At 35.2% G+C, this 23,177-nt stretch carries 21 protein-coding genes; 8 read left to right on the top strand and 13 right to left on the bottom strand.

Annotated elements, in window-relative coordinates; genetic code table 11:
• Complete coding sequence (gene ilvG / locus ACKJXD_RS01120; RefSeq protein ID WP_430875288.1) at positions 1–1,677, bottom strand: acetolactate synthase 2 catalytic subunit; 1,677 nt, start codon at positions 1,675–1,677, stop codon at positions 1–3.
• A gap of 471 nt (positions 1,678–2,148) precedes the next feature.
• On the opposite strand from ilvG, the gene ACKJXD_RS01115 reads away from it, so the two are divergent.
• The 4 genes from ACKJXD_RS01115 to ACKJXD_RS01100 all read left to right on the top strand — a co-directional run bounded on the left by ACKJXD_RS01115 (position 2,149) and on the right by ACKJXD_RS01100 (position 5,325).
• Complete coding sequence (locus tag ACKJXD_RS01115) at positions 2,149–2,610, top strand: hypothetical protein (RefSeq protein ID WP_430875287.1); 462 nt, start codon at positions 2,149–2,151, stop codon at positions 2,608–2,610.
• 385 nt (positions 2,611–2,995) lie between these two features.
• Entirely contained in the window at positions 2,996–3,883 is an 888-nt protein-coding gene (locus ACKJXD_RS01110) for an SDR family oxidoreductase (RefSeq protein WP_065557856.1), read from the top strand.
• Between the two features lie 138 nt (positions 3,884–4,021).
• Positions 4,022–4,552 carry a hypothetical protein gene (locus tag ACKJXD_RS01105; RefSeq protein WP_220215388.1) on the top strand — a complete coding sequence of 177 codons (531 nt, stop codon included), beginning with the start codon at positions 4,022–4,024 and terminating at the stop codon, positions 4,550–4,552.
• Positions 4,553–4,926: 374 nt separating this feature from the next.
• A complete protein-coding gene (locus ACKJXD_RS01100; RefSeq protein WP_430875286.1) occupies positions 4,927–5,325 on the top strand; it encodes a hypothetical protein in 399 nt (132 codons plus the stop codon).
• An 84-nt stretch (positions 5,326–5,409) separates the two neighbouring features.
• Here the strand turns inward: ACKJXD_RS01100 and ACKJXD_RS01095 are convergent, their stop codons facing one another.
• The 6 genes from ACKJXD_RS01095 to ACKJXD_RS01070 form a co-directional block, all read right to left on the bottom strand.
• On the bottom strand, positions 5,410–6,651 hold the full coding sequence (locus tag ACKJXD_RS01095; RefSeq protein WP_220215386.1) for an MFS transporter: 1,242 nt from the start codon (positions 6,649–6,651) through the stop codon (positions 5,410–5,412).
• A gap of 340 nt (positions 6,652–6,991) precedes the next feature.
• Complete coding sequence (locus ACKJXD_RS01090) at positions 6,992–8,101, bottom strand: cupin domain-containing protein (protein WP_220215385.1); 1,110 nt, start codon at positions 8,099–8,101, stop codon at positions 6,992–6,994.
• Positions 8,094–8,876 (bottom strand): YchF/TatD family DNA exonuclease, encoded by a 783-nt coding sequence (locus ACKJXD_RS01085; protein ID WP_430875285.1) that lies wholly within the window; start codon positions 8,874–8,876, stop codon positions 8,094–8,096. Before ACKJXD_RS01085 ends, ACKJXD_RS01090 begins: the two co-directional genes overlap by 8 nt.
• Before the next feature lie 12 nt (positions 8,877–8,888).
• A complete protein-coding gene (gene lapB, locus ACKJXD_RS01080) occupies positions 8,889–10,067 on the bottom strand; it encodes a lipopolysaccharide assembly protein LapB (RefSeq protein ID WP_220215383.1) in 1,179 nt (392 codons plus the stop codon).
• A 12-nt stretch (positions 10,068–10,079) separates the two neighbouring features.
• Positions 10,080–10,385 carry a LapA family protein gene (locus tag ACKJXD_RS01075; RefSeq protein WP_430875284.1) on the bottom strand — a complete coding sequence of 102 codons (306 nt, stop codon included), beginning with the start codon at positions 10,383–10,385 and terminating at the stop codon, positions 10,080–10,082.
• Positions 10,386–10,512: 127 nt separating this feature from the next.
• On the bottom strand, positions 10,513–11,241 hold the full coding sequence (locus ACKJXD_RS01070; protein WP_294827389.1) for a phosphatase PAP2 family protein: 729 nt from the start codon (positions 11,239–11,241) through the stop codon (positions 10,513–10,515).
• A 103-nt stretch (positions 11,242–11,344) separates the two neighbouring features.
• On the opposite strand from ACKJXD_RS01070, the gene ribA reads away from it, so the two are divergent.
• Positions 11,345–11,950, top strand: a complete 606-nt coding sequence (gene ribA, locus ACKJXD_RS01065; RefSeq protein ID WP_220215380.1) for a GTP cyclohydrolase II — start codon at positions 11,345–11,347, stop codon at positions 11,948–11,950.
• 143 nt (positions 11,951–12,093) lie between these two features.
• Here the strand turns inward: ribA and ACKJXD_RS01060 are convergent, their stop codons facing one another.
• From ACKJXD_RS01060 to zipA, 4 genes are all read right to left on the bottom strand, one after another.
• Positions 12,094–12,282, bottom strand: coding sequence for a 2-hydroxymuconate tautomerase (locus ACKJXD_RS01060; RefSeq protein WP_220215379.1), 189 nt, complete (start codon positions 12,280–12,282; stop codon positions 12,094–12,096).
• A gap of 9 nt (positions 12,283–12,291) precedes the next feature.
• Positions 12,292–12,807, bottom strand: coding sequence for an S-ribosylhomocysteine lyase (gene luxS, locus ACKJXD_RS01055; RefSeq protein WP_294827383.1), 516 nt, complete (start codon positions 12,805–12,807; stop codon positions 12,292–12,294).
• 63 nt (positions 12,808–12,870) lie between these two features.
• Positions 12,871–14,949 (bottom strand): NAD-dependent DNA ligase LigA, encoded by a 2,079-nt coding sequence (ligA, locus tag ACKJXD_RS01050; protein ID WP_430875283.1) that lies wholly within the window; start codon positions 14,947–14,949, stop codon positions 12,871–12,873.
• Between the two features lie 187 nt (positions 14,950–15,136).
• Positions 15,137–16,075, bottom strand: a complete 939-nt coding sequence (gene zipA, locus ACKJXD_RS01045; RefSeq protein WP_430875389.1) for a cell division protein ZipA — start codon at positions 16,073–16,075, stop codon at positions 15,137–15,139.
• Between the two features lie 389 nt (positions 16,076–16,464).
• Here zipA and ACKJXD_RS01040 point away from each other — a divergent pair, with 389 nt between their 5' ends.
• Positions 16,465–17,661 (top strand): efflux RND transporter periplasmic adaptor subunit, encoded by a 1,197-nt coding sequence (locus ACKJXD_RS01040; protein ID WP_220215375.1) that lies wholly within the window; start codon positions 16,465–16,467, stop codon positions 17,659–17,661.
• A 19-nt stretch (positions 17,662–17,680) separates the two neighbouring features.
• Entirely contained in the window at positions 17,681–20,893 is a 3,213-nt protein-coding gene (locus ACKJXD_RS01035; protein ID WP_430875282.1) for an efflux RND transporter permease subunit, read from the top strand.
• A gap of 294 nt (positions 20,894–21,187) precedes the next feature.
• On the opposite strand, the gene ruvC is transcribed toward ACKJXD_RS01035, so the two are convergent.
• Both ruvC and ACKJXD_RS01025 read right to left on the bottom strand, forming a co-directional pair.
• Positions 21,188–21,676 (bottom strand): crossover junction endodeoxyribonuclease RuvC, encoded by a 489-nt coding sequence (gene ruvC / locus ACKJXD_RS01030; protein WP_220215373.1) that lies wholly within the window; start codon positions 21,674–21,676, stop codon positions 21,188–21,190.
• Positions 21,676–22,419 (bottom strand): YebC/PmpR family DNA-binding transcriptional regulator, encoded by a 744-nt coding sequence (locus ACKJXD_RS01025; protein ID WP_065557873.1) that lies wholly within the window; start codon positions 22,417–22,419, stop codon positions 21,676–21,678. The genes ruvC and ACKJXD_RS01025 overlap by 1 nt, the downstream gene beginning before the upstream one ends.
• A 323-nt stretch (positions 22,420–22,742) precedes the next feature.
• Here ACKJXD_RS01025 and rbsD point away from each other — a divergent pair, with 323 nt between their 5' ends.
• On the top strand, positions 22,743–23,162 hold the full coding sequence (rbsD, locus tag ACKJXD_RS01020) for a D-ribose pyranase (protein ID WP_220215372.1): 420 nt from the start codon (positions 22,743–22,745) through the stop codon (positions 23,160–23,162).
• Positions 23,163–23,177 lie beyond the last annotated feature (15 nt).

The following is a 23,177-nucleotide window of genomic DNA, read 5'->3' as shown; positions in this document are numbered from 1 at the left end:
TTACTCCTTACTGTTGTTATCTAGCATATTTTCATTGGCAGCACCGGGTGGAACAAGAGGCCACACGTTTTCAAGCTCATCGATACACACATGTAATAAATAGGCACCTGTTGAATTTAATAGCGTATCGATGGCGCTTTGAATTTCTGATTTTTGGGTAATTTTTTGTCCGTCGATATCGAAGGCTTTAGCTAGCATTAAAAAATCAGGATTGTCAGATAAATTGGTTTCGCTGTATCTTTGATTGAAAAAGAGTTCTTGCCATTGTCTAACCATGCCTAAACGTTGATTATCAATTAATACAATCTTAATCGGTAATTTTTTGCGTTTTATTGTGGTCAGCTCTTGAACATTCATCATAAAAGAGCCATCGCCAGAAATGCAAATCACACAATCATTTGGTCTTGCTAGTTGAGCTCCAATGGCAGCTGGTAAACCAAATCCCATTGTGCCAAGTCCACTAGAAGTAATAAAGTTTTGTGGGTGGTTAAATTGCATGTGCTGAGCTGTCCACATTTGATGTTGACCAACATCGGTAGTGACAATTGTGGTAGCTGTTTTTTGTTCAGAAAGGCTTTTGAGTAACGCTGGGGCATAGATAGGTTCGCCCGGATGATCATAGCGAGTTGGATACGCTTTTCGTAATTGGTCTATTTTTTTGTGCCAATCTTCTATCGATACGGTTTGGTGAATTAAAGGTAAGACTTGTTTGATATCGCCTTGTAACCCTAAATGCGTTTGCTTTAATTTATTAATTTCAGCCTGATCGATATCAATATGAATGACTTTAGCATGGCGAGCAAATTCATTCAGGTTTCCGGTAACACGGTCATCAAATCGTACCCCTAACGCAATTAATAGATCACACTCTTGCACGGCTAAGTTTGCTGCTTTAGATCCATGCATGCCAATTAATCCTAAATAATAGGGATTATTGATATCAGCAGCCCCTAATCCTTTTAAGGTTGAAACGCTCGGAATTTGAGTCATTTCCATAAATTGTCTTAATTCTGATATCGCGCCAGAAAGCCCAACCCCACCACCAATATAAAGCATGGGTTTTTTGGCATCTTGAATCATCGCTTTAGTTAATTTTATATCATCAGAAGAGATAACAAAGGATTTTGATTTGTTGAGATAACTTTGAGAAGTGTGGTTGGTTAAATATTGTTGGTAATCTAAGTTGGCAAGCTGGATATCTTTCGGAACGTCAATCAATATTGGTCCCGGTCTGCCTGAGTTGGCTAAGGTAAATGCCTCCTCGAATATATTGGGTAAGTCATGCGCATCATCAATTAAATAACTGTGTTTAGTACACGCCAATGACAAACCTAATACATCAACTTCTTGAAAGGCATCGGTACCGATTAAATTATTAGGTACTTGACCCGTTATTGCAACGATTGGAACTGAATCAATCAAAGCATCTGCAAGTCCCGTGATAATATTGGTTGCTCCCGGCCCCGATGTGGCAATACATACCCCTGTTTTGCCTGTCGCCCTTGCGTAACCTATAGCAGCCATTGCTGCACCTTGTTCGTGACGACATAACACATGTTCAATACCGCCATCATAAAGGGCATCATACAGAGGCATAATTTGTCCACCAGGATACCCAAATACGGTGGTAACGCCTTTTTCTTTTAAGGTTTTTACTATCCACTGTGTTCCTAACATTTATTCCTCGCTCTTTTTTTCAGGTATTTGCATTGCTCATAAAAAAACCCCCGCTTTTTGGGGCGGGGGTTTTGGGTTAACTATGAAGCTTTTTTAACTCAAAGAACGCCCCCGCGCTGGAATAATGACCACGCTGACAAGAATGTTGATGAGGACGATAATAAGTGAAAAATTCATACGTTTTATTTAAATTTTTTTGCTTCTTTGAGTAAGTATTCTTAACAAAATACTCGTTTTAGAAAAAAATTCAACTGTTTTTTTGTGTTTTTTTAAAGTCTTGTTTTTGCGATTGCAAGAAGTTTGAAAATAATGGTGATTGATGTCTAAAATGATTTTATCGTTGCACGAGTTTTTAATTGGCATTTTACAAAGATTAGTGTATAAATGTTAATCAACAATCGTTTTTATCTGCTTATTTACCTGGTTTCATATTAAAAAAACACTTTTAAAATAATAAAAGGCGAAATATGTATGAACATATTAAAGATAATTGTTTTAATAAGTATTGGTTTTGTGCTGCTTAATTGTGATAACGCTAAACCTGTGTCAAATCATTCTTCTGCTGAAAGTTCAACTTCATCTTTACCTAATAATGATTTGCTCACTTCGCAAAATTTAGAAATTAATGCAGTAAAAAACGAGTTGCCTATAGAAATTGATGAGTTGACAACACTATTTGATGTTTTTGCAGATAATAATATTATCAATTATAAATACCGAGTTAAAAACACCCCTAAACAAGCATTATTATTAACTTCTACCCTTGATACTTTACGCAGTAATTTACTTAATGATTATTGTCAAAATGTGCCACAAATGAAAGAACTGAAAAATGTGTTTCCAAATGGTGCGAATTATCATTATTTTATCAATGATGAAGAGATTGTTATTGTTGAACTAAATCCAGATGATTGTCAGTCAGAAAAATCATAATAGATTAATTCAATAATTATGTTTATTGTGCTATTGCAGTATTGAATTCAATTGTTATAGGCTGGCTTAATCTACGTTTATTTGTTAAACTGAGATCGTTTATCAAATTCTATGAATTTACGTTTTGTTGATTGATAAATTGTATTATCGCCACGTCTTTTATGGAAAGCCACAGTTAATATTATGTTTGAATTCTGTTCGTAACAGATTAATGATTATTTAAAAATAATATTTAAGTCTTTATCACTATTCATCGTATTTATCAATATAGTTAATTGATTTATCTCTACTTTTATCTAGTTATATGGTTTTGTCATTATTAATTGATTTTATTTAAGTTATTTATCGTTTATGAACATGTATGTGTTTAACTTAGGAGAAAATTATGAGTAAACAAACCTGTAATCCAACGACCAAATATTATCATGAGAAATTTCCAAAACAAAAACAGAAAGCACCGGGTTTGCAATGTGAGATGAATCCGGTTCCGGACTGTGGTGAAAAAAGTTATAAAGGTCATCAACGTTTAGAAGGTCTTAAAATGTTGGTCACAGGTGGAGATTCAGGTATTGGTCGTGCAGCAGCAATCGCTTATGCTAAAGAAGGTGCGGATGTAGCGATCAATTATCATCCTGATGAGCAAAAAGATGCTGAAGATGTGGCAAAAGTCATTGAAGCTGCCGGACGTAAAGCGGTATTGATACCGGGTGACTTAAGTGATGAAGCGTTTTGTAAAAAAATGGTGGATGAAGCTCATCATAAACTTGGCGGATTAGATAACTTAACGTTGGTTGCAGGTAAACAAACTGCGGTAGCTGATATTATGGATCTGACTACAGAGCAAATTCGCAAAACATTCGAAATTAATGTCTTTTCGCTATTTTGGGTAACTAAAGCGGCATTAGGTTATTTAAAACCCGGTTCGACAATTATTACTACTTCATCTGTTCAAGCCTTCCAACCTGGTCCAACATTATTAGATTATGCTTCCACTAAATCGGCCATTATTGCTTTTACAAAAGCACTAGCTAAGCAATTAGCGAGTAAAGGTATTCGTGCTAATAGTGTTGCTCCTGGCCCTGTCTGGACTCCATTACAGGTTTGTGGCGGACAACTTAGTGATGCAATTCCTGAATTTGGTAAAGAAACACCACTTAAAAGAGCAGGGCAACCGGTTGAACTTGCTGGGGTTTATGTACATTTGGCTTCAGAAGAGTCAAGTTATACCACGGCAGAAACTTATGGTGTAACGGGTGGTGAGCATACAAATTAATCCAATAGTTATATAGTTATAAAAGAGCTGCTCAGGCTCTTTTATGACTAAAAATTTTAAGCAAGACATCTTAAATCACGTTCTATTATGAACTTTCATAATAGTGTTAAAAACTTAACTTAGAATAAAGGCAAAAAAATGAAATTTTTTAAAGTAATCTCGCTTGCATTATTAAGTATTTTTTTGGTTAATTGTGATAACTCTAAATCGACTGTTGATGATATTAAACAGAAAGTACAACAAACAGGTTCTGATATCAGTAATAAAACTCAAGATTATTTCGAACAAGCAAAATCAGAAACTAACGATATTATGAATAAGTTGAAAGAAGGTAACTATAATTTTGCACAAGATGCTGTAATTAAAAATATTAAACAAACATTACCATTGAATATTGATCAAAATACATCACTGGTAGATGTATCAAAAGAAAATAACACTATTAATTATAAATATGATGTTAAAGGTCTGACTAAAGATGATTTAAAAATTGAAAATACCCAAAAAACATTATTAAATAATTTACTTACCGATTATTGTAGCTCAGATCTAATGAAGAAAGCATTAAGACTCGCTTTCCCTGAAGGTGCTACACATAATTACTATATTAATAATGATAATGCATTAATCCTCAGTCTTAAACCAAGTGATTGTGATGATAAATTGTAGAGTTTAGTTTTTAGAAAAAGGGGCTAATCATAGCCCTTTTTTATTTTGCAATTGATAAATGTATTTATCTAAATCTGATTTTAAAAATGAAAATGGTAAAGGTAAAATAGTGTATTAATTAGGGTTAACTCAATAATGCGTTTTAATTATCAAGATTACTCATAATGTTATTACGTAGATTTTGAATGAAAATGATTTTCAGATTTAATATCGGTATATAAATAAAAATATATATAGTATTGCGTATTTTTAACAATCTATTAAAATCAGCTTCCAAACTATATAAGTTTTGGTCGCTGTTTTCCTTTCGCTATTAATCGTCTATCGAAAGTGGAGACAACAAAATAATATTAATTTTGATAATGGGTAATAACATGAAATATATGAAAATTGTAGTATTGATGGCATTAGGTTTGGAACTATTGGGTTGTGATAATATCAACTCTAAGGAAGCAGAGCAAGATTTTGCAATTAAATTTGTCAAAAAACAACTCCCCATCGTTTATGATGAGAATACTACATTAGTGGATATTTCCAAAAACAATGATTTACTCATATATAAGTATGATATTAAAAATATCGATGCAGAGGAATTAAAATCACCGGAAGCCGAAAAATTGATCCGTAAAGACATTCTTGAGCTTTATTGTTCTGATGATAAAGATATTGCTCAATTAAAAAAAGCATTCTCAAATGGTATGCAAAGCGATTATTACATTAATAACGAAATGACTTTATCAATAACTATTAAACCAGCAGATTGTAAAAAATAAATTTAGTTGTTTGCTTTTGTTAGCATGGTTAAATGCTTTCGATAAAGTGTTTATTATTACAGGGCTGAGCCCTGTAATTAAAAATTATTCTAACGCCTTTCCTTTAGTTTCTGGTATTAGAAACATAAATGCAGCAGCGGATAACAAGTAAGCAGCAGACAATAAAGCTAATGCATAGCTTATAGAATAAACCGTGGCTAAGTAGGCAATTAAGACTTGTGATACACCAGCAATTCCTCGTCCAACATTAAAGATAATGTTCTCAGCACTTGAACGAGCATCTGTTGGGTAGTGTTCAGCCAGTAGTGCACCATATCCTCCCATCATTCCATTGACAAAAAAACCAATCACTGAACCAAATAGTATTAAAACGACCATATCGGTTTGTTGAAAATAAAACCAAATGGATATGGCAGAAACTAATAAAAAGACAATATAAGAAGGTCGACGTCCAAATTTGTCACATAACCAACCAAAAATTAAAATGCCCAATGACATGCCGATGGTAGTTGATATTGTCCAAAACATGGTATTTTTGAATGATAGTCCTCGTTCGGTTGCGATCATGGTTGGCATCCATGTCATGATGCCATAAAAACCAAAGTTTTGTACGGCACAAGCAATGGTTAAACCAACAGTTGTTGAGGATGTTTTGACATTTTTAAATAGTTTGCCTATTGCGATTTTATTTTTGTTTTGATCTTTCAAAGATTGCCAAATTTCAGGTTCTTTCAATCCTTTGCGTGTCCAAGCAACAAACAGTGCAGGTAGTACTCCAACCGCAAAAGCCCAGCGCCAACCATGTGCTTCTCCGATAAAATTTACCGTTAAGGCTGCCAGTATAATGCCTAACTGAAATCCTAAAGCAACAATCGATGTTGCTCTTGAACGCTTGTGTTTAGGCCAACTTTCTGACACTAACGTCATGCCAATGCCAAACTCGCCACCTAGCCCAAGACCACTTAAAAAACGGAAAACTAAAAAGCTTTCATAATTTGGTGAAATAGCACACAGTCCTGTAAATACTGAAAATATAATAATAGTCCATGAAAAGACTTTTACTCGACCATATTTGTCTGCTAAGGTGCCAAAAAGTATTCCGCCCAGTACTGCACCTAATAATGTTACTGAGGTTAATGTTCCTAAATCGGTGTTGGTCAGGTTAAAAGTAGATTGAATTAGAGTAAAGCAGACCCCTAAAATCATCATATCCAAACCATCTAATGCGTAGCCGACAGTAGAGGCAAAAAGCGTTCTTTTTTGATAAGTTGTAATGGAACCAGTTTCACTTTCAGCTTGTTTAGATGTGTCTATCGCAGTCTTCATATTTACCTCTAATGATTGTGAATAGTTATTCAAACTTTACCTTTAGAATGGCTTGCTGGCGTATTCAATAAGGCAAGTTAAAAGCGGTGCAAAGTATATACTTAAAAACTTTAAAAATCCAAGCTAAAAGCCTTTACAATAGGATATGTGCTAGAAAATAATCATTTCTTGTAAGTTACTTTATATATAAACCTATTAAAAGATATATCTAAAGTTGAAAATTTTATTTTATGTAAAGAGTTGTAATATGGTGTTGATGATTTTTTGGATTAATCGTTTTTTTAAATAAGAACGAAAAATCGCTAATTTCCGCTGAGTGTTTCTCAGCGGATAATCTTGACTAGTCTTCGATAAAATACCAATAGCCTTTGTTAACTAAATCCAAAATGACCTTTAGTGTCGATTCTTCATCAAACTGTTCATAATAGAGTTCATCTTCTTGGCATAAAAGATCAATAACAGGCATTGGCAAAGGGATTTTTTCACCATGTATATAGCCATAATCACCTACTTTTAGAATGCGTATGCTCGGTACTCGGCACAGATTATTAGTTTTTAAAAGCGATACAAATTCATCATATTCATAAGGTGGATCAACTGGCACAATATTTAATTCATGCATAGGAATTGTAATATGTTTGCCGAACCAATCGTTAAAGAGTTTAGGGGTTCTAACCAGTTCAATTATTTGGTCTTGTAATTTTTCTAATTCATAAGATTGTATCCGGTAAGAATCTTTAGGCAATGTTAAATCGGGATCTTGATAAAATATACCATTAGGTAGGTTGTCGATAACATAATCCGCAAAGCCACTTAATAGTTCTTGAGACGTTTGGGTTCTAAAACCGACAGAATAACTAAGCGATTCTCCGATTGAAACCCCATTATGTGGAAAGCCTATCGGTATATACAGAATATCGCCCGCCGTAATTTCTTCATCAATGATAGGTTGATAGCTTTCAACATGAAGTAGCGCTTTATGAGCACTAAATTGTTTATAATGCTCATTGCGGTCGCCAACCTGCCAACGTCGGCATCCTTTACCTTGAATGATAAATACATCATAATTGTCAATATGAGGCCCCACGCCTGCCTTATCCGTCGCATAAGAAATCATCAGATCTTCAAATTGCCATTGTGGCAGGCATTTGAAAGGTTCAACTAATGTAGCTGCTTGTTCATGCCAATGATCTACCGCCTGTACCAGCAGACTCCAATGATTTTCCCCTAAATGGTTAAAGTCGATGAAAGGTCCAAATTGTGCATCCCATTTTCCATCTTTATTGGTGACTATTCGGCTGTCAATCTCTTCTTCCATTGCTAATCCTGCAAGTTCTTCCGGCGTGATCGGATCGACAAAATGTTTAAAAGCATCACGTAAAATGACAGGCTTTTTTTGCCAATAATTGGTCAAAAAATCTTCCCAATCGATGGTTAACTTATTACTCATGTAACGCCCCTTGTAAATTAAATAATTGACAAAAGTTATTCGTTGTTTGTAATGCTATCTCGTCTAAAGAAACCCCTTTTAGGGCAGCTAAATAACCTGCGACTTCACGAACATAAGCAGGCTGATTCTCTTTCCCTCGGTATGGTACAGGTGCTAAATAAGGCGAATCGGTTTCGACTAAAATACGATCTAGCGGCACATATCTAGCAACTTCACGTAATGGCTCAGCATTTTTAAAAGTAATAATACCTGAAAAAGAGATATAAAAACCGATATCTAATAATTGTTTAGCTGTATCAATATCTTCGGTAAAACAGTGCAACACGCCAGAATGGGCATGCTCATCTTTTAATATTTTCAAGGTATCTTGACGTGCATTACGTGTATGAACAATGATAGGTTTACTCAGTTTGCGTCCTAGGCGAATATGTTCTTTGAAGTTTGCTTGTTGCTGTTCAAGATTATCTTGTTGATAATAATAATCAAGTCCGGTTTCGCCAAGCGCAATCACATTTTCTTGGTTTGCTAACATTTCAAAACGAGTAGCATCATAGCTTTCTTCATCTAAATTAAGCGGATGAATACCACATGAAAATGAACACTGTTTAGTATAAGGTTGCAGTAAATCTCTCATCGATTCATAGCCCGAAAGTGTAGTTGCAACGCTTAAGCAATGTTTAACATCGTTCTGTATTGCTCCTTGCAATACTTCGTCAATCGATTTATTGCTAAAATCTAAACTGTCTAAATGGCAATGAGAATCAATTAAATACATAAAAAACTCTTTTTATTTTTCAGAATGTTGTTCAAAATCTCTAACCGGTTTAATGGTTGACCAAGAACGGCAAGCAGGGCAAAGCCAGTAAATCGAATTGACCGTAAATCCACATTTTGTACAACGGTAGTTGGGCACTAACTTTATCTGCTCGCCTACCATATTACGTAAAAGTAAAAGGCTTTCTTTAGCTCGACCTTCTTCAGCATCTGCCACATGATAATTCATTAAGCGATAGAAACCTTTTAAATTTGGATGCCTGAGTAATTCACGATACATATAGTTTTGTGCAGCATCTAAACCATTTGATTTTTCAACCAAATCGGCAAGCATTAATTCTGCAACATTTCCTGTATCTTGTTCAACACAGAGTTGTAAAAATTGTTGAAACTGCGCTTGTTCATTTATTTGTAAATAGCATTCTTTTAATAGCGGTAAGGCCTCACCAATGAATGCTTTATCTTGTTGAAGTATCTGCTTAAAACATTCAATTGCTTGTACTATTTTATTTTGTACCATTAATACTCGACCAAGCATTAAAGAGGTTCTTGCACACTTAGAATCAGCAGCAGCGGATTTTTGTAATAAGTTGTAAGCTTTCTCTAAATCATCAGCAGCGATAGCAAGAGATGCCAACTCGCAATAAAATTGAGCAATATCCGTTCTGTATTTAATGTTTCCTAATCTAACTAACTTAGTGGCGGCGTTTATAGCATTTAACCATTCACTGGTTGATTGATAAATAATAATTAATTGCTGTAATGCATATTGTTGAAAGTCATCTTCGTCAATTAATTGTAGAAACATTTCTTCGGCACGGTCATAAAAACCAGCAACCATATAATCTCGCCCTAGTTGCTGTATTGCCAATAGGCGTTGTTCAAAGGTTAACGATGAACTTTCCATTAACGCTTGATGAATTCGTATTGCTCTGTCTACTTCACCTCGTGAACGGAATAAGTTTCCTAAAGTTAAATGAGCTTCAAGTGTTCCTTCATCTTCTTTTAACATATCAAGAAAAAGATCAACTGCTTTATCTTTCTGATTAGACAAAAGGAAATTCAAACCATCTACATATTCTCGAGATAGCCGATTAGATTCATTAAAGTATTTTTGTTTTGCATTTCTGTCACCCATATACCAGCCATAGGCGGCTGCTATAGGAAGTAACAGAAATAACAGTTCAAACATAATCGTCTTTTCTTAATTAATTTTGGTTAATTCATTTTTTTTGTCATTCATTGTCAGTTCATCATATTTGGATTGTAATTTATCTAATTTACGTTTATTTGATGAGAGCTTTAATTTTATTTTCAAATAGAAAAAACCAGTTAAAAGCCATCCAATGATGAAACCTGAACCAAATAAAATGGCAAGTAAAGCAGATAATTTGAACTCTGATTTAGCAATTAAATAATTAAACTCGACAACTTGCTCATTAGCTGCTCCTAATGCTATCGATAGAGCAAACACAGCAATTATCATAATAACCATTATAATTAGTTTCATAATTGTGACCTTTTATTTAATCGTCTTGTAATCATTTTTATTGCTTTCTCGCACTTTTTGATAGTCCTTTATTAGCAAAAAACCAAAATTTTTTTTAATTTGATTAAAAATTATATATTGATGAATATTATTTATCTACTATATGCCATTTTCGTGCATAAACATAGCCGATTAATGAAATACACCAAGCTATTATTATGGCTAAAATTAAATCCTTCGGACTGTGCATGCCAAGTAATAATCGGCTTAGCTCAATTAAAACAGCCCATAAAATGACAGATGTAATAACAAAATAGTGACGTCTAAAGCTTAACAGCATAATGGCTAAAAAGGCAAACGTTGTAGAAAAAAGTGTATGTCCTGAAGGAAAAGAATATCCCGTTTCATTTTGCCAATGTTTGGATAACCAACGAGGAATCACCGTTGAATCTTTTAGTAATTGATGAATCTTTTCTGCTCTCTCTGGTTTAGTAAGCGAATAAAAATACTGATCACTAATATTGAACTCTTTTGTCATCCATAAAACATAAGGTCTGGGTTCTGCCGTTTGCGATTTTATGATAGATTTAATAATTTGTCCTGATAATAAAACGCTGACAAGAATCACCCATATTAAAGTTATTTTTTTAAGAACATGATCTGATCTTTTAGTCAGTAATGCGCAAAATAATATAAAAAAAATTATTGATGTAATTATAGCCCATGGATAACTAGCTGTTTCAGTGATCCAAAAAAAATATTCAGTTTTATTGTCTAATGAATCTGGTAGCCAGTGCCAATTTATGGCTATAATAAACAATGGTACGACTAAAAAAATAGCCAATGTGGCTATTGTTTTTTTTATAACAAACCTCATTTAAAAACTCAATTAAAGCATATTGTGCTGTCTATTTTAACATAGATGTGGTTTATTTTTAATAGGCTCTTGTTTATGTTATTTATTTAATACGGAGATAATAATGCAATTAAAACATGTAGCTCAAGCAAAGCTACCAACGCCATGGGGCTGTTTCACTATTGTCGGATTTGAAGAAATTGCAACAGGCAAGGATCACGTCGCATTAGTTTTTGGTGATATTTCAGAACCAAAGTCTATTTTGACTAGAGTGCATTCTGAATGTTTAACAGGCGATGCGTTATTTAGTTTGCGGTGTGATTGCGGTTTTCAATTAGAAGCGGCTTTAAAACAAATTGCTAAAGAAGGTCAAGGAATTTTGATTTATCATCGACAAGAAGGGCGTAATATTGGCTTATTAAATAAAATTAGAGCTTATGCGCTGCAAGACCAAGGTTTAGATACAGTGGAAGCGAATGAGCAGTTAGGATTTGCAGCCGATGAGCGTGATTTTAAGCTTTGTGCTGATATGCTAGCGTTGCTCGGTGTATCAAAAATTCGTTTGCTGACGAATAATCCTGAAAAGATAAGAGTATTGGAACAAGCTGGTATTCAGGTTACAGAAAGAGTTCCTTTGGAAGTGGGTGAGAATCCAAATAACGAACACTATTTAGAAACCAAAGCCCATAAAATGGGGCATTTGCTTCATCTTCATCACTGCGATCATTAAACTCATTTGTTGTTATTGATAATTGATTTGACACATTTAAACCTCAAAAACGAAATATGATTTTTTGAGGTTTTTAAATATCTTATATACAAGTCGTTTAATATAAAGCAGGATTTATTAGTATTTATAGCAAATAAAAAGTATTATTCTTTATCAATTCTCAGCTCACCACCATTTGCTAGCTGATCTTTGGATAATTCGTGCATAATAATTTGTACCGCTTCAGGCTTACAATTAAGCGTTTGAACAATCGCGTCCGTTACGCGTTTAGCCATTTCTCTTTTTTGTTCAATAGTACGACCTTCTAAAAAATCGATGGTTACATTTGGCATAAAAAACTCCTAGTGACTCATTGTGGCAAGTTGAGCATCCGTTAATGCGATATCTTGATTATGACAAATACCGATACCTGAGTGAATAATTTTTTCAGCAATAGCCTTGGCTTCATCCAATGAATGCATTTTGTAGGTGCCACATTGGTATTCGTTTAATTCAGGTATTTGGTTTTGTGATGTTACATTGAGGACATCATGCATGGATTTGAGCCAAGCATCAACCACGAGCGATTCATCAGGTTGACCGATTAAGCTCATGTAAAATCCTGTGCGACATCCCATAGGCGAGATATCAATAATTTCAACAGTATCACTGTTGAGATGATCGCGCATAAACCCTGCAAATAAATGTTCTAAAGTATGAATCCCTTTTTCGGGTAGTAGTGCTTTATTTGGAATAGTAAAACGAAGATCGAACACGGTGATATTATCGCCTTTTGGGGTTACCATCGTTTTTGCAACACGGACAAAAGGGGCTTGCATTTTTGTGTGATCAACTTTAAAACTATCTAATAATGGCATAAATTTCTCCTTGGTGTTGAGTTGCCAGTTATATTATCTATAACTGGACAAGTCCAAACAATCTTATTCATTAAGCAAACTTAACATCTCTTGTTCATCAATGACTTTAATGCCAAGTTGTTGCGCTTTTTCTAATTTTGAACCGGCCGATTCACCGGCAATCACCAGATCTGTATTTTTGGATACGCTTCCCGTCACTTTGGCGCCAAGTTGTTTTAATTTATCTTTGGCTTCATCACGTGTTAAAACAGATAGAGTCCCGGTTAACACAATCGTTTTACCCGAAAAAGGTGAATCGGTTGTCATTGTTTGTGCTTGTGGATTGGTGTCTTGCCAATGAATACCAATATCATCACTGGTTAACTGTGCTATTACGTCTCGGTTATGGGGTTCTTGGAAAAAATCAATGATGCTTTCAGCAATAACTACACCAATATCATTAACTAATTGTAGTTGTTCTAATGATGCATTTTCAATTGCCGTTAAATTACCAAATTGGTTAGCTAAATTTTCAGCTGTAACTTCACCGACATTTGGTATACCAAGCGCAAAAATAAAGCGGCTTAAAGTTGTATTTTTTGAAGTATCGAGCGCAGCTAATAAATTTTTAGCCGATTTATCGCCTACTTTATCCAACGAACAGAGTAACGGTACCGTTAGTCTATAAAGATCTGCGGGTGTTTTAACGTAGTCTTTATCCACTAACTGTTCAATTAGTCTATCGCCCATTCCTTCCACATTCATGGCTCGACGGGATACAAAATGTTTAAGCGCTTCTTTTCGTTGTGCAGGACAAATAAGTCCGCCTGCACAGCGAGATACCGCTTGCCCTTCATCACGAACAATTAAAGAACCACAAATCGGGCAGTGGGTTGGAAAGATAATCGCTTTAGTGTCGGCTGGTCTTCGATCTAATATGACCGATACAATTTTGGGAATTACATCACCTGCACGGCGTATAGAAACATAGTCACCTTCTCGAACACCTAATCGGGCGATTTCATCACTGTTATGCAAAGTTGCATTACTGACAATTACACCTGCAACAGACACTGGCTCTAGTCTTGCAACAGGCGTAATTGCGCCAGTTCTGCCGACTTGAAAGTCTACTTTATTTAATTGGGTGATTTCTTCTTGCGCAGGAAACTTAAACGCCGTTGCCCAACGAGGCGCACGGGCAACAAAACCAAGTTCTTCTTGTAAAGCGATACTGTTTACTTTGATGACCACACCGTCTATGTCAAAATCCAATGACATGCGCTCTTCACCAATTTGTTTAAAGTAATCTAAAGCAGCTTGCGCACCTTTTTTCACCTGAACTTTATCACTAACAGGTAATCCCCAAGTTTTAAGTTGCATTAAACGGTCATAATGCGTTTCGGGCAGACTCGCACCTTCAGTAACACCTAAACCATAACAGAAAAATGATAAAGGCCTTTTAGCTGTAATTTTAGGGTCTAATTGTCTCAGAGAGCCTGCTGCTGCATTACGAGGATTTGCAAAGACTTTTTCGTTTCGTTTTTCTGCTTCAGCATTGAGTTTGGCAAAGCCTTTATGTGACATGAACACTTCACCTCGAACTTCTAAGCGTCTTGGTATCTGCTCTCCCCTTAAAACCAGTGGAATGGTTTTTATTGTTTTGACGTTGGCAGTAATGTCTTCTCCTGTTGTGCCGTCTCCTCGGGTTGCTGCTTGCACAAATTGACCATCTTCATAAAGTAAACTTACCGCTAATCCATCTAATTTTAATTCACAACAATATTCTACCGGTTCATTTTCTTTTAAGTGTAAGCGATCTTTTACTCTTTTATTGAAGGCAATAAAACTTGTTTCATCAAAAACATTATCTAAAGATAACATTGGTATTTCGTGTTTTATCGAGGCAAATTGAGATAAGGGAGTACCGCCAACCCGTTGAGTAGGGGAGTCAGGGGTAATTAATTCGGGATGCTGCTGTTCAATAGTTTGAAGCTGTTTTATCAATCTATCATATTCCGCATCCGGAATTTCAGGCGCATCTAAGACATAATAACAATATTCATGATGTCTTATTTCATTACGTAATGAATTTAACTGTTCAGTGATTTTGTCTAAATCTGTAGTAGGGCTCTTTGAGTTTTCTGCTTTATTAGATAATGACATGATAATAGACTCTTTAATTAAAATATGGATTTTTGCAACATCATTACACATCAATCAAGAATGATATTAATTGATTTACTTTTTTTTTGAAAATTTTGGTGCTAATTAACAATTTTAATTAGTGACTCGTATTTTCCACCAATTATTATTGGTGGAAAGAGAGTTTACTTATTGAAATAGTAATGGATTATATTTCGTTACAAGCTTTCTTAATTCGTTCTTTGTAAGTGTCGATTTTTTGAGGTGTAAGCATGTGTTGAGAATCATCTAAGACTACACCATTTACGTCATCAGCTATACGCTGAGCAGTTTGTAACATTAATTTGAAATTCTGTTGGTTGTTGCCTTTAGTTGGGGCAACCATGAATATTGATATTCCTGGTGTCGAAAATTCATGCATTGTTTCAGGATCTAAATACCCTGGATTAACCATATTGGCTAAACTAAATAAAACTGGTCCATTGCCAGCAGGGTCAACATGACGATGAAATATTCTCATATCGCCAAATTGGAATCCAGATTGCATAATACTGGCCAATAACACATCGCCTTGTAACAATTTACCATTTATTCCGGTTACGTTTAAAACAATGATTTCAGTTTTATCTTCTTCGTTATCTTGATTTGATTTTGGCAGTTCACTGGTTTGATCTGATAGCGTCGCCTCAAAATCAGTTTCCTGTTCTAATTGAGTATTTTTACTATCACTCGCCGTTACTTTATCGTTGATTATTTCAGATGTGCTATCTGAAGATGTTTCTTCTAAAGAGTCTTGATGAACAGTTATAGTTGGTTCAGGAGTAATATCGAGTTGCAAGTTTTCAACAATCTGATTACTAAATAGATCTTCTTGTTGAGGAATGTGTTCTTTTTCAATCAGGTCAATATTATCAATTTCTGGTATATCTGTTTTTTTGTCTTTAGTCTTAATCAATATGACATCTTCTTCGATGTTATCTGTATAAACATCGTTAGATTGTTCATCAATTGAGGTAATTTTCCTTTTCTTCTCTGAATTAAAAAGAGAAGAACGTTCCTTTTTATTTATCCATAATCCATGGATCAATAATGCAATTATGACCAAGGATGCAATAACAATCAGAACAATACGTAAATTATCCATAATAACCATCTCAAAATTAAATTAAATAAAGACTCAAATCATTCAAAAAAATGAATGAATATGATTACGGAGTACCACAATGTAAAATAAATATTTTTCCATTGCAAATTAAAAAATATTTATTAGTCCCAAGTAGTTTGAAATGTCGTTTTCAGTTCAAAATACTTTCCCTCTATAAATCAATATACATATATTACTTTATTTCTGCGAATAATCATAATTATCGATTTAAATTTTTTTAGTGCAACTGGTAATCTCGTTTTTAGAACTCTGTGCTATTACCTGTAAAGATACTTACAATTTATGCATAAGTTTTGTAAAATCGTCGGTTACTTTCAAATAATTTTTATAATTATTCAAATAACGATTAAGTTTATTGAGGTCATTTTTATATGAGATTTAACAAGCTATTACTCACTATTCCGGTAGCACTCACCAGCTTATTTTTACTGTCAAGCTGCGATGATAACAAATCACAAGGCGGTAATAATCAGATACCAAAAGTTACGGTGTTTAAAGTTGAGCCATTGAATTACACTTTAAAGATTGGTTTACCTGGTCGAGTTGTCGCTTCGCAAATTGCTGAAATTAGACCTCAAGTAAGTGGCATCGTTTTAAAACGAGAATTTGAAGAAAGTTCAAATGTAAAAGCAGGGCAATCACTTTATCAAATCGATCCTGCTATATATCAAGCCAATTATGATAGTGCTGTTGCAAGTGTTGCAAGTGCTAAAGCTAATGCAAGTATTGCTCAACTGACATTAAAACGTTATGCAGGCTTATTAAAAACCAAATCAATTAGTCAGCAAGATTATGATAAAGCAGCGGCAGATGCTCAGCAGGCAGAAGCCAGTGTACTTGTTGCTCAAGCAGCTGAACATACCGCTAAAGTTAATTTAGATTATACTAAAGTGTATTCGCCTATTGATGGCTATATCGGTAAGTCTAGTGTCACTGAGGGTGCATTAGTTTCAGCAGGTCAAGCAACGGCATTAGCATTAGTTCAAAAACTTGATCCTATCTATATTGATATGACAGAAGCGGCAACGCGTTACAATAAATATAATCAAGATCAAAACGTGATTTATGAACCCGCGAAAGGTAATAATGTTGAACTTTATTTTAATGACGGTTCAAAATATGACGTAGCGGGAAGTATCAAGTTTTCTGATATGACGGTGAATGAAACGACAGGTACCGTTACCCTTAGATCTGAATTTCCAAATCCAGAAGGTAAAATTTTGCCAGGTATGTTCGTCAAACCTCAATTGACTTTAGGCTATATTAAAAACGCAAAACTTGTCCCTCAACAAGGTATTACGAGTAATGGCAAAGGCCAATATACAGCGAAAATCCTTAAACCTGATAATACCATTGAATATCGCCAAGATATTCAAGTTTATACCGGTATTAATGGTTATTGGGTGGTGACGAAAGGTATTGATATTGGTGAACAAGTTATCACGACAGGTTTACTTAATTTAACGGCAGTTGAAATGGGTAAACCAATGAAAGGCCAAATTGTTGGTGAGCCAGCTACTCTTACTCAAGAACAGTTAGATAATATCATCAAAAACAGCGTGAAATAAAACAGGGGTAGATTTAATTATGGCTAAGTTTTTTATTGATAGACCTGTTTTTGCATGGGTAATAGCTATCATGATGATGCTAGGTGGAGCGCTATGTATAAAACTGCTAGCAGTTGAACAATACCCCGATATTGCTCCTCCTGCTGTTACTGTTTCAGCAGCTTATCCCGGTGCAGATGCTCAAACAATTGAAAACACCGTTACACAGTTAATCGAACAAAATCTGACTGGGATAGATAATTTAATCTATATGAAATCAACCAGTAGTGCGCAAGGTGTTGTTCAAACTACGTTGACTTTTGCGCCGGGAACGAATCCTGATTTTGCGCAAGTGCAGGTGTTAAATAAAGTTGAAAGTATTAAGTCTCGTTTACCTGAAAGTGTTCAAAAAAATGGTGTTTCAGTTGCTAAAAATAACACTAACTTCCTAAAAGTTATTGGTTTTTACTCAACGAACCCTCAAAAGACGCAGGCAGATATCGCTGACTTTATTTATTCGACTGTACAAGATCCGATTCGTCGTGTTCAAGGTGTTGGGGATACGACTTTATTTGGTTCAGAATACGCAATGCGTATTTGGCTTGATCCCAATAAACTCAGTTATTTCAATATGTCAATTGAAGAGATTATTGCGGCAATTCAATCCCAAAATGCTCAGGTAACAGCAGGGCAATTAGGTGCATTACCTTCAACTGAAGGTCAGGAACTTAATGCAACGATAACGGCTCAATCTCGTTTAAAAACACCAGAACAATTTCAAAATATTTTAGTTCGGGTCAATACCGACGGTTCTAATATTTTATTGAAAGATGTTGCCAACGTTGAAATTGGTGCATCCGATTATAATTTTATCTCTCGCTATGACGGTAAACCATCGGCTGGTTTAGCCATTTATCTGGCGACAGGCGCAAACCAATTAGATACCTCTGAATTAGTCGATAAAAAAATCGAAGAGTTATCGGCAATCTTCCCGGAAGATATTAAATTTGCTTATCCATACGATACAACTCCATTTGTTAAATTATCTATCAGTAATGTTGTGCATACTCTGATTGAAGCAATAGTATTAGTTGTTATCGTCATGTATATATTTTTGCAAAATCTTCGTTCAACTCTTATACCAACCATTACCGTTCCGGTTGTATTGTTAGGAACGTTTGCAATCTTATATATTTGTGGATTTACCATAAATACGTTATCGATGTTTGCGATGGTGTTAGCAATCGGGTTACTGGTGGATGATGCTATCGTCGTTATCGAAAACGTTGAGCGTATCATGCATGATGAAGGATTGTCTCCGTATGATGCAACGGTTAAATCAATGGAACAGATAACTTCTGCTTTAATTGGTATTGCCGTTGTATTATCTGCTGTGTTTGTACCTATGGCATTTTATGGTGGTGCAGCAGGGGGAATTTATCGTCAATTCTCAATTACCATTGTTACCTCGATGTCATTGTCTGTGATTATGGCAATCGTTTTAACGCCTGCTCTTTGTGCTCAGATTTTAAAAGCACCATCAAAAAGTAAAAACAAAAAATCGACGTTTGGGGAAAAATTAATCTCGATTCCACCATTTAGCTGGTGTGATAAAGGAACCAAACTATTCTTTGGCGCATTTAATAAATTTTATAACAAAGGACTCCATACTTATGAGAAAGGCGTAATTAAAGTAATACGTTATCCTTTAATTGCCTTTGTTTGTTATGTCGTTATCATTGTTGGATTAATATTTGGATTTAACCGCTTACCAACAGGGTTTTTACCTAATGAAGATCAGGGTGTATTGATTGTCATGGTCGAATTACCACCCGGATCAACCTTAGAACAAACCATGTCAGTATTGAATAAAACAACTCAGTTTTATATGGAAAAGAAAGCTGATTCTGTTAAAGAAGTCTTTACTGTTGCAGGGTTTAGTATGGTCGGTCGTGGACAAAATATGGGGCTTGGATTTGTTCGCTTAAAAGATTGGGATGAGCGTAAACGCCCTGATCAAAAAGTGGATGCTTTAGTTGGCAGTGGTTGGGGCTTTGCATCTACTATTACTGAAGGTCGTGTAATTATAGCTAACCTACCGGCGGTTCCGTCTTTAGGGATGGCTAATGGTTTCTCCTATATGCTAAAAGACACCTCAGGACAAGGGCATGAAGCTTTGATGGGGGCTTTTTATCAAATCTTAGGACAAGCATCGAAAAGACCTGAACTTCAACAAGTGCGTCCGGGTAGTATGTTAGATGTTCCTCAGTATAAAATTAATGTGGATTTCGAAACAGCTCAAGCGCTTGGTGTTTCAGTTAGTAGCGTAAATACAGTGTTATCTACCGCATTAGGTTCTGCTTATATCGATGACTTTGTCTATAATAACCGAGTCAAAAAAGTGTACCTTCAATCTGAAGCGGCTTATCGAATGTTGCCTGATGATTTTAGTTATTGGCATGTAAAAAATCAAAAAGGTCAAATGGTTCCTTATGATGCATTTGCAACCACTTCAAAAAGTTATGGTTCACCATCGCTTGTTCGTTATGATGGTGTTGCTGCAATGGGAATTAGTGGATCTGCTGCGCCGGGCTTAAGTTCTGGTCAAGCTATGGCAATTATGGAACAGCTATCAAAAGACTTACCAAAAGGCTTTACATTTGACTGGACAGATATTTCTTATCAAGAACGTCAAACAGGATCGCAAACGACGACACTTTATATAATCTCTATTATTGTCGTGTTCTTGGCATTAGCTGCATTGTATGAAAGTTGGAGTGTACCAATTTCAATATTATTCGTAATTCCACTTGGTATTTTAGGAACGGTGATTGCAACAATGTTTAGAGGACTTGATAATGATATTTACTTTATTGTCGGTCTATTAACCACAATGGGGCTGTCAGCGAAAAATGCTATCTTGATTGTTGAATTTGCGAAAGATGCTTTAGAAAAAGAAGGTAAATCGCTGATTGATGCAACACTTGAAGCTTGTCGATTACGTTTACGCCCAATTTTAATGACATCGTTTGCCTTTATTTTAGGGGTATTACCTTTAGCGTTAAATAGCGGTGCAGGTTCAGCAAGCCAAAACGCGGTAGGTACAGGGGTAATTGGTGGTATGTTAACAGCGACATTCTTAGCGATATTTTATGTACCATTATTCTTCTTATTTATTACCAAAATGTTTACTAAACATAAAAATAAGGTTGTTTTACCAAGTAATTTTTCACACAACACTGATCAAAAGTAGTAAGTTGACAGATTGAAATGCATATCTTAGCGCTAGCTAGGATGTGCATTAAATAGTAAAGCCAAAATCTTATTAATAAGGTGACCAATAAAAAGCACGATTTTATCGTGCTTTTTTATTAAATTTTTAATCTTATACTCATGAAAATGTCATCTAATTTTAAACATTTAGGTGTAAAAATTAATCCAATGAATAAATAGTATTATCGCTTTACTATTGATTTTAAGACGTATTCGTTATTATTTAGGTTAGCTGATTGCACTATTTTGCAAGGGCAATGTAGGATAATTAAATTTATTTTACAGATTTGACTAAATGTCGACTCATATGGGCATGAGTAATAGCGATAGCTAATGCATCAGCAGCATCAGCTTGTGGACTAGCGGGTAATTTTAACAAGAGTTTTACCATATGCTGAACTTGTTTTTTATCGGCAGCCCCAGTACCTACTACACTTTGTTTTACTAAACGAGCCGCATATTCAAAAACAGGTAAATCATTATTAACTGCTGCAACAATAGCTGAGCCTCTGGCTTGACCTAACTTTAATGCGGAATCGGCATTGCGTGCCATAAAGACTTGTTCGATAGCGAACATATTGGGTTGGAATTGTAAGATGATTTCGCTCACACCTGCATAAATGCGTTTTAATCGAGTTGGTAAATCATCGACGGCTGTACGAATACAACCACTACCAAGATAGGTTAATTGTCGTCCTGTTTGACGGATTACACCGTAACCCGTCAAACGAGAACCAGGATCTATGCCAAGAATGATAGACATTAAAGTGCAGCAGCGACTTCGTCCGAAACTTCACCGTTATGGTAAACTTCTTGAACATCATCACAATCTTCAAGCATGTCGATCAAACGTAATAATTTTGGTGCAGAATCAATATCAAGATCCACTTTGGTCGCAGGAATCATTGATACTTCAGCCGATTCAGCAACTAGACCTGCTGCATCAAGTGCATCTTTTACTTCACCAAATGATTCTGGTGTGGTAAAGACATCAATTGCACCATCATCATAAGTGACAACATCATCAGCTCCAGCTTCTAAAGCTGCATCCATCACTTTGTCTTCATCTGTACCTGTAGGATAAGAAATAACGCCTTTTTTGGTAAACAAGTAAGATACAGAACCATCGGTACCTAAATTACCACCAGTTTTGGTGAAAGCATGACGAACTTCTGAAACCGTACGATTACGATTGTCACTTAAACATTCAACCATAACGGCAGTGCCAGCAGGGCCATAGCCTTCGTAAATGATTGTTTCCATATCACTATCATCTTCACCACCGACACCACGCGCAATAGCACGATTCATGGTATCACGAGTCATATTATTTGATAGTGCTTTATCCATTGCAGCACGTAAACGAGGATTTGACGCTGGATCGCCACCACCTAGTTTGGCTGCTGTTACAAGCTCTCGAATAATTTTAGTAAAAATTTTACCGCGTTTAGCATCTTGTGCCGCTTTACGATGTTTGGTATTGGCCCATTTACTATGACCTGCCATAGAATTCTCCAGGTTAGATAATTTAAAAATCGCCACATTTTAACAAACTTTTAGTGAAAGTTCATTATCTATGTACTATTCATTTTTATTTATGATTATCTAAAACCAAAAATTGAATATAAAGGTTTATATTTCATTTAATTCAATTTTTTGGTCACCCTTCTGTTTTGATGTTATTTTGTACCAAAATAGATTAATTAATTAACTTTGATCAAGATCACAACTTTAGATTTTATTTGTTGCTATAAAAATTTATTCAATAGATGATGGCCAGTCGAAACGTTTCGATAACCATTACTAGGTAACTATTCAAGGATTCTACTATGTACAAAGGTCAATTGCTTAATTCTGAGATACTTCAGATTTTGTCAAAAATGGGGCATTCCGATCAAATCGCAATAGGTGATGCGGGTTTACCCATTCCAAATAATATTCAACGAATCGATTTGGCATTAACTTATGGAATACCATCATTCATGCAAGTTTTTGAATCGTTGTCTAAAGATATGCAGATTGAAAAAGTGATACTTGCTGAAGAAATTATTTATCGAAATCCTGATTTACACAGACAAGTGTTAAAACAGATTGAAAAGTTTGAGCAACTTCAGAAAAATACGATTGAGACGGCCTACATTACACATGAAATGTTAAAAGTTCAGACTCATCACTGTAAAGCGGTTATCAGAACGGGTGAATGCTCACCATTTGCTAACATCATTTTGCAGTCGGGCGTAATTTTCTAATCCTGTTAATCCAAC

The sequence above is a fragment of the Gilliamella sp. G0441 genome, from assembly GCF_050589305.1.
Classification (GTDB): Bacteria; Pseudomonadota; Gammaproteobacteria; order Enterobacterales; family Orbaceae; genus Gilliamella.
Note: the sequence above shows the minus strand (reverse complement) of the source record. Positions and strands in the feature narration are given on the sequence as shown.

What these genes read in the sequence shown, in the direction of transcription:
- ilvG (WP_430875288.1), bottom strand. Translation starts at nt 1,677, where the DNA reads ATGTTAGGAACACAGTGGATAGTAAAAACCTTAAAAGAAAAAGGCGTT.
- ACKJXD_RS01115 (WP_430875287.1), top strand. Translation starts at nt 2,149, where the DNA reads ATGAACATATTAAAGATAATTGTTTTAATAAGTATTGGTTTTGTGCTG.
- ACKJXD_RS01110 (WP_065557856.1), top strand. Translation starts at nt 2,996, where the DNA reads ATGAGTAAACAAACCTGTAATCCAACGACCAAATATTATCATGAGAAA.
- ACKJXD_RS01105 (WP_220215388.1), top strand. Translation starts at nt 4,022, where the DNA reads ATGAAATTTTTTAAAGTAATCTCGCTTGCATTATTAAGTATTTTTTTG.
- ACKJXD_RS01100 (WP_430875286.1), top strand. Translation starts at nt 4,927, where the DNA reads ATGAAATATATGAAAATTGTAGTATTGATGGCATTAGGTTTGGAACTA.
- ACKJXD_RS01095 (WP_220215386.1), bottom strand. Translation starts at nt 6,651, where the DNA reads ATGAAGACTGCGATAGACACATCTAAACAAGCTGAAAGTGAAACTGGT.
- ACKJXD_RS01090 (WP_220215385.1), bottom strand. Translation starts at nt 8,101, where the DNA reads ATGAGTAATAAGTTAACCATCGATTGGGAAGATTTTTTGACCAATTAT.
- ACKJXD_RS01085 (WP_430875285.1), bottom strand. Translation starts at nt 8,876, where the DNA reads ATGTATTTAATTGATTCTCATTGCCATTTAGACAGTTTAGATTTTAGC.
- lapB (WP_220215383.1), bottom strand. Translation starts at nt 10,067, where the DNA reads ATGTTTGAACTGTTATTTCTGTTACTTCCTATAGCAGCCGCCTATGGC.
- ACKJXD_RS01075 (WP_430875284.1), bottom strand. Translation starts at nt 10,385, where the DNA reads ATGAAACTAATTATAATGGTTATTATGATAATTGCTGTGTTTGCTCTA.
- ACKJXD_RS01070 (WP_294827389.1), bottom strand. Translation starts at nt 11,241, where the DNA reads ATGAGGTTTGTTATAAAAAAAACAATAGCCACATTGGCTATTTTTTTA.
- ribA (WP_220215380.1), top strand. Translation starts at nt 11,345, where the DNA reads ATGCAATTAAAACATGTAGCTCAAGCAAAGCTACCAACGCCATGGGGC.
- ACKJXD_RS01060 (WP_220215379.1), bottom strand. Translation starts at nt 12,282, where the DNA reads ATGCCAAATGTAACCATCGATTTTTTAGAAGGTCGTACTATTGAACAA.
- luxS (WP_294827383.1), bottom strand. Translation starts at nt 12,807, where the DNA reads ATGCCATTATTAGATAGTTTTAAAGTTGATCACACAAAAATGCAAGCC.
- ligA (WP_430875283.1), bottom strand. Translation starts at nt 14,949, where the DNA reads ATGTCATTATCTAATAAAGCAGAAAACTCAAAGAGCCCTACTACAGAT.
- ACKJXD_RS01040 (WP_220215375.1), top strand. Translation starts at nt 16,465, where the DNA reads ATGAGATTTAACAAGCTATTACTCACTATTCCGGTAGCACTCACCAGC.
- ACKJXD_RS01035 (WP_430875282.1), top strand. Translation starts at nt 17,681, where the DNA reads ATGGCTAAGTTTTTTATTGATAGACCTGTTTTTGCATGGGTAATAGCT.
- ruvC (WP_220215373.1), bottom strand. Translation starts at nt 21,676, where the DNA reads ATGTCTATCATTCTTGGCATAGATCCTGGTTCTCGTTTGACGGGTTAC.
- ACKJXD_RS01025 (WP_065557873.1), bottom strand. Translation starts at nt 22,419, where the DNA reads ATGGCAGGTCATAGTAAATGGGCCAATACCAAACATCGTAAAGCGGCA.
- rbsD (WP_220215372.1), top strand. Translation starts at nt 22,743, where the DNA reads ATGTACAAAGGTCAATTGCTTAATTCTGAGATACTTCAGATTTTGTCA.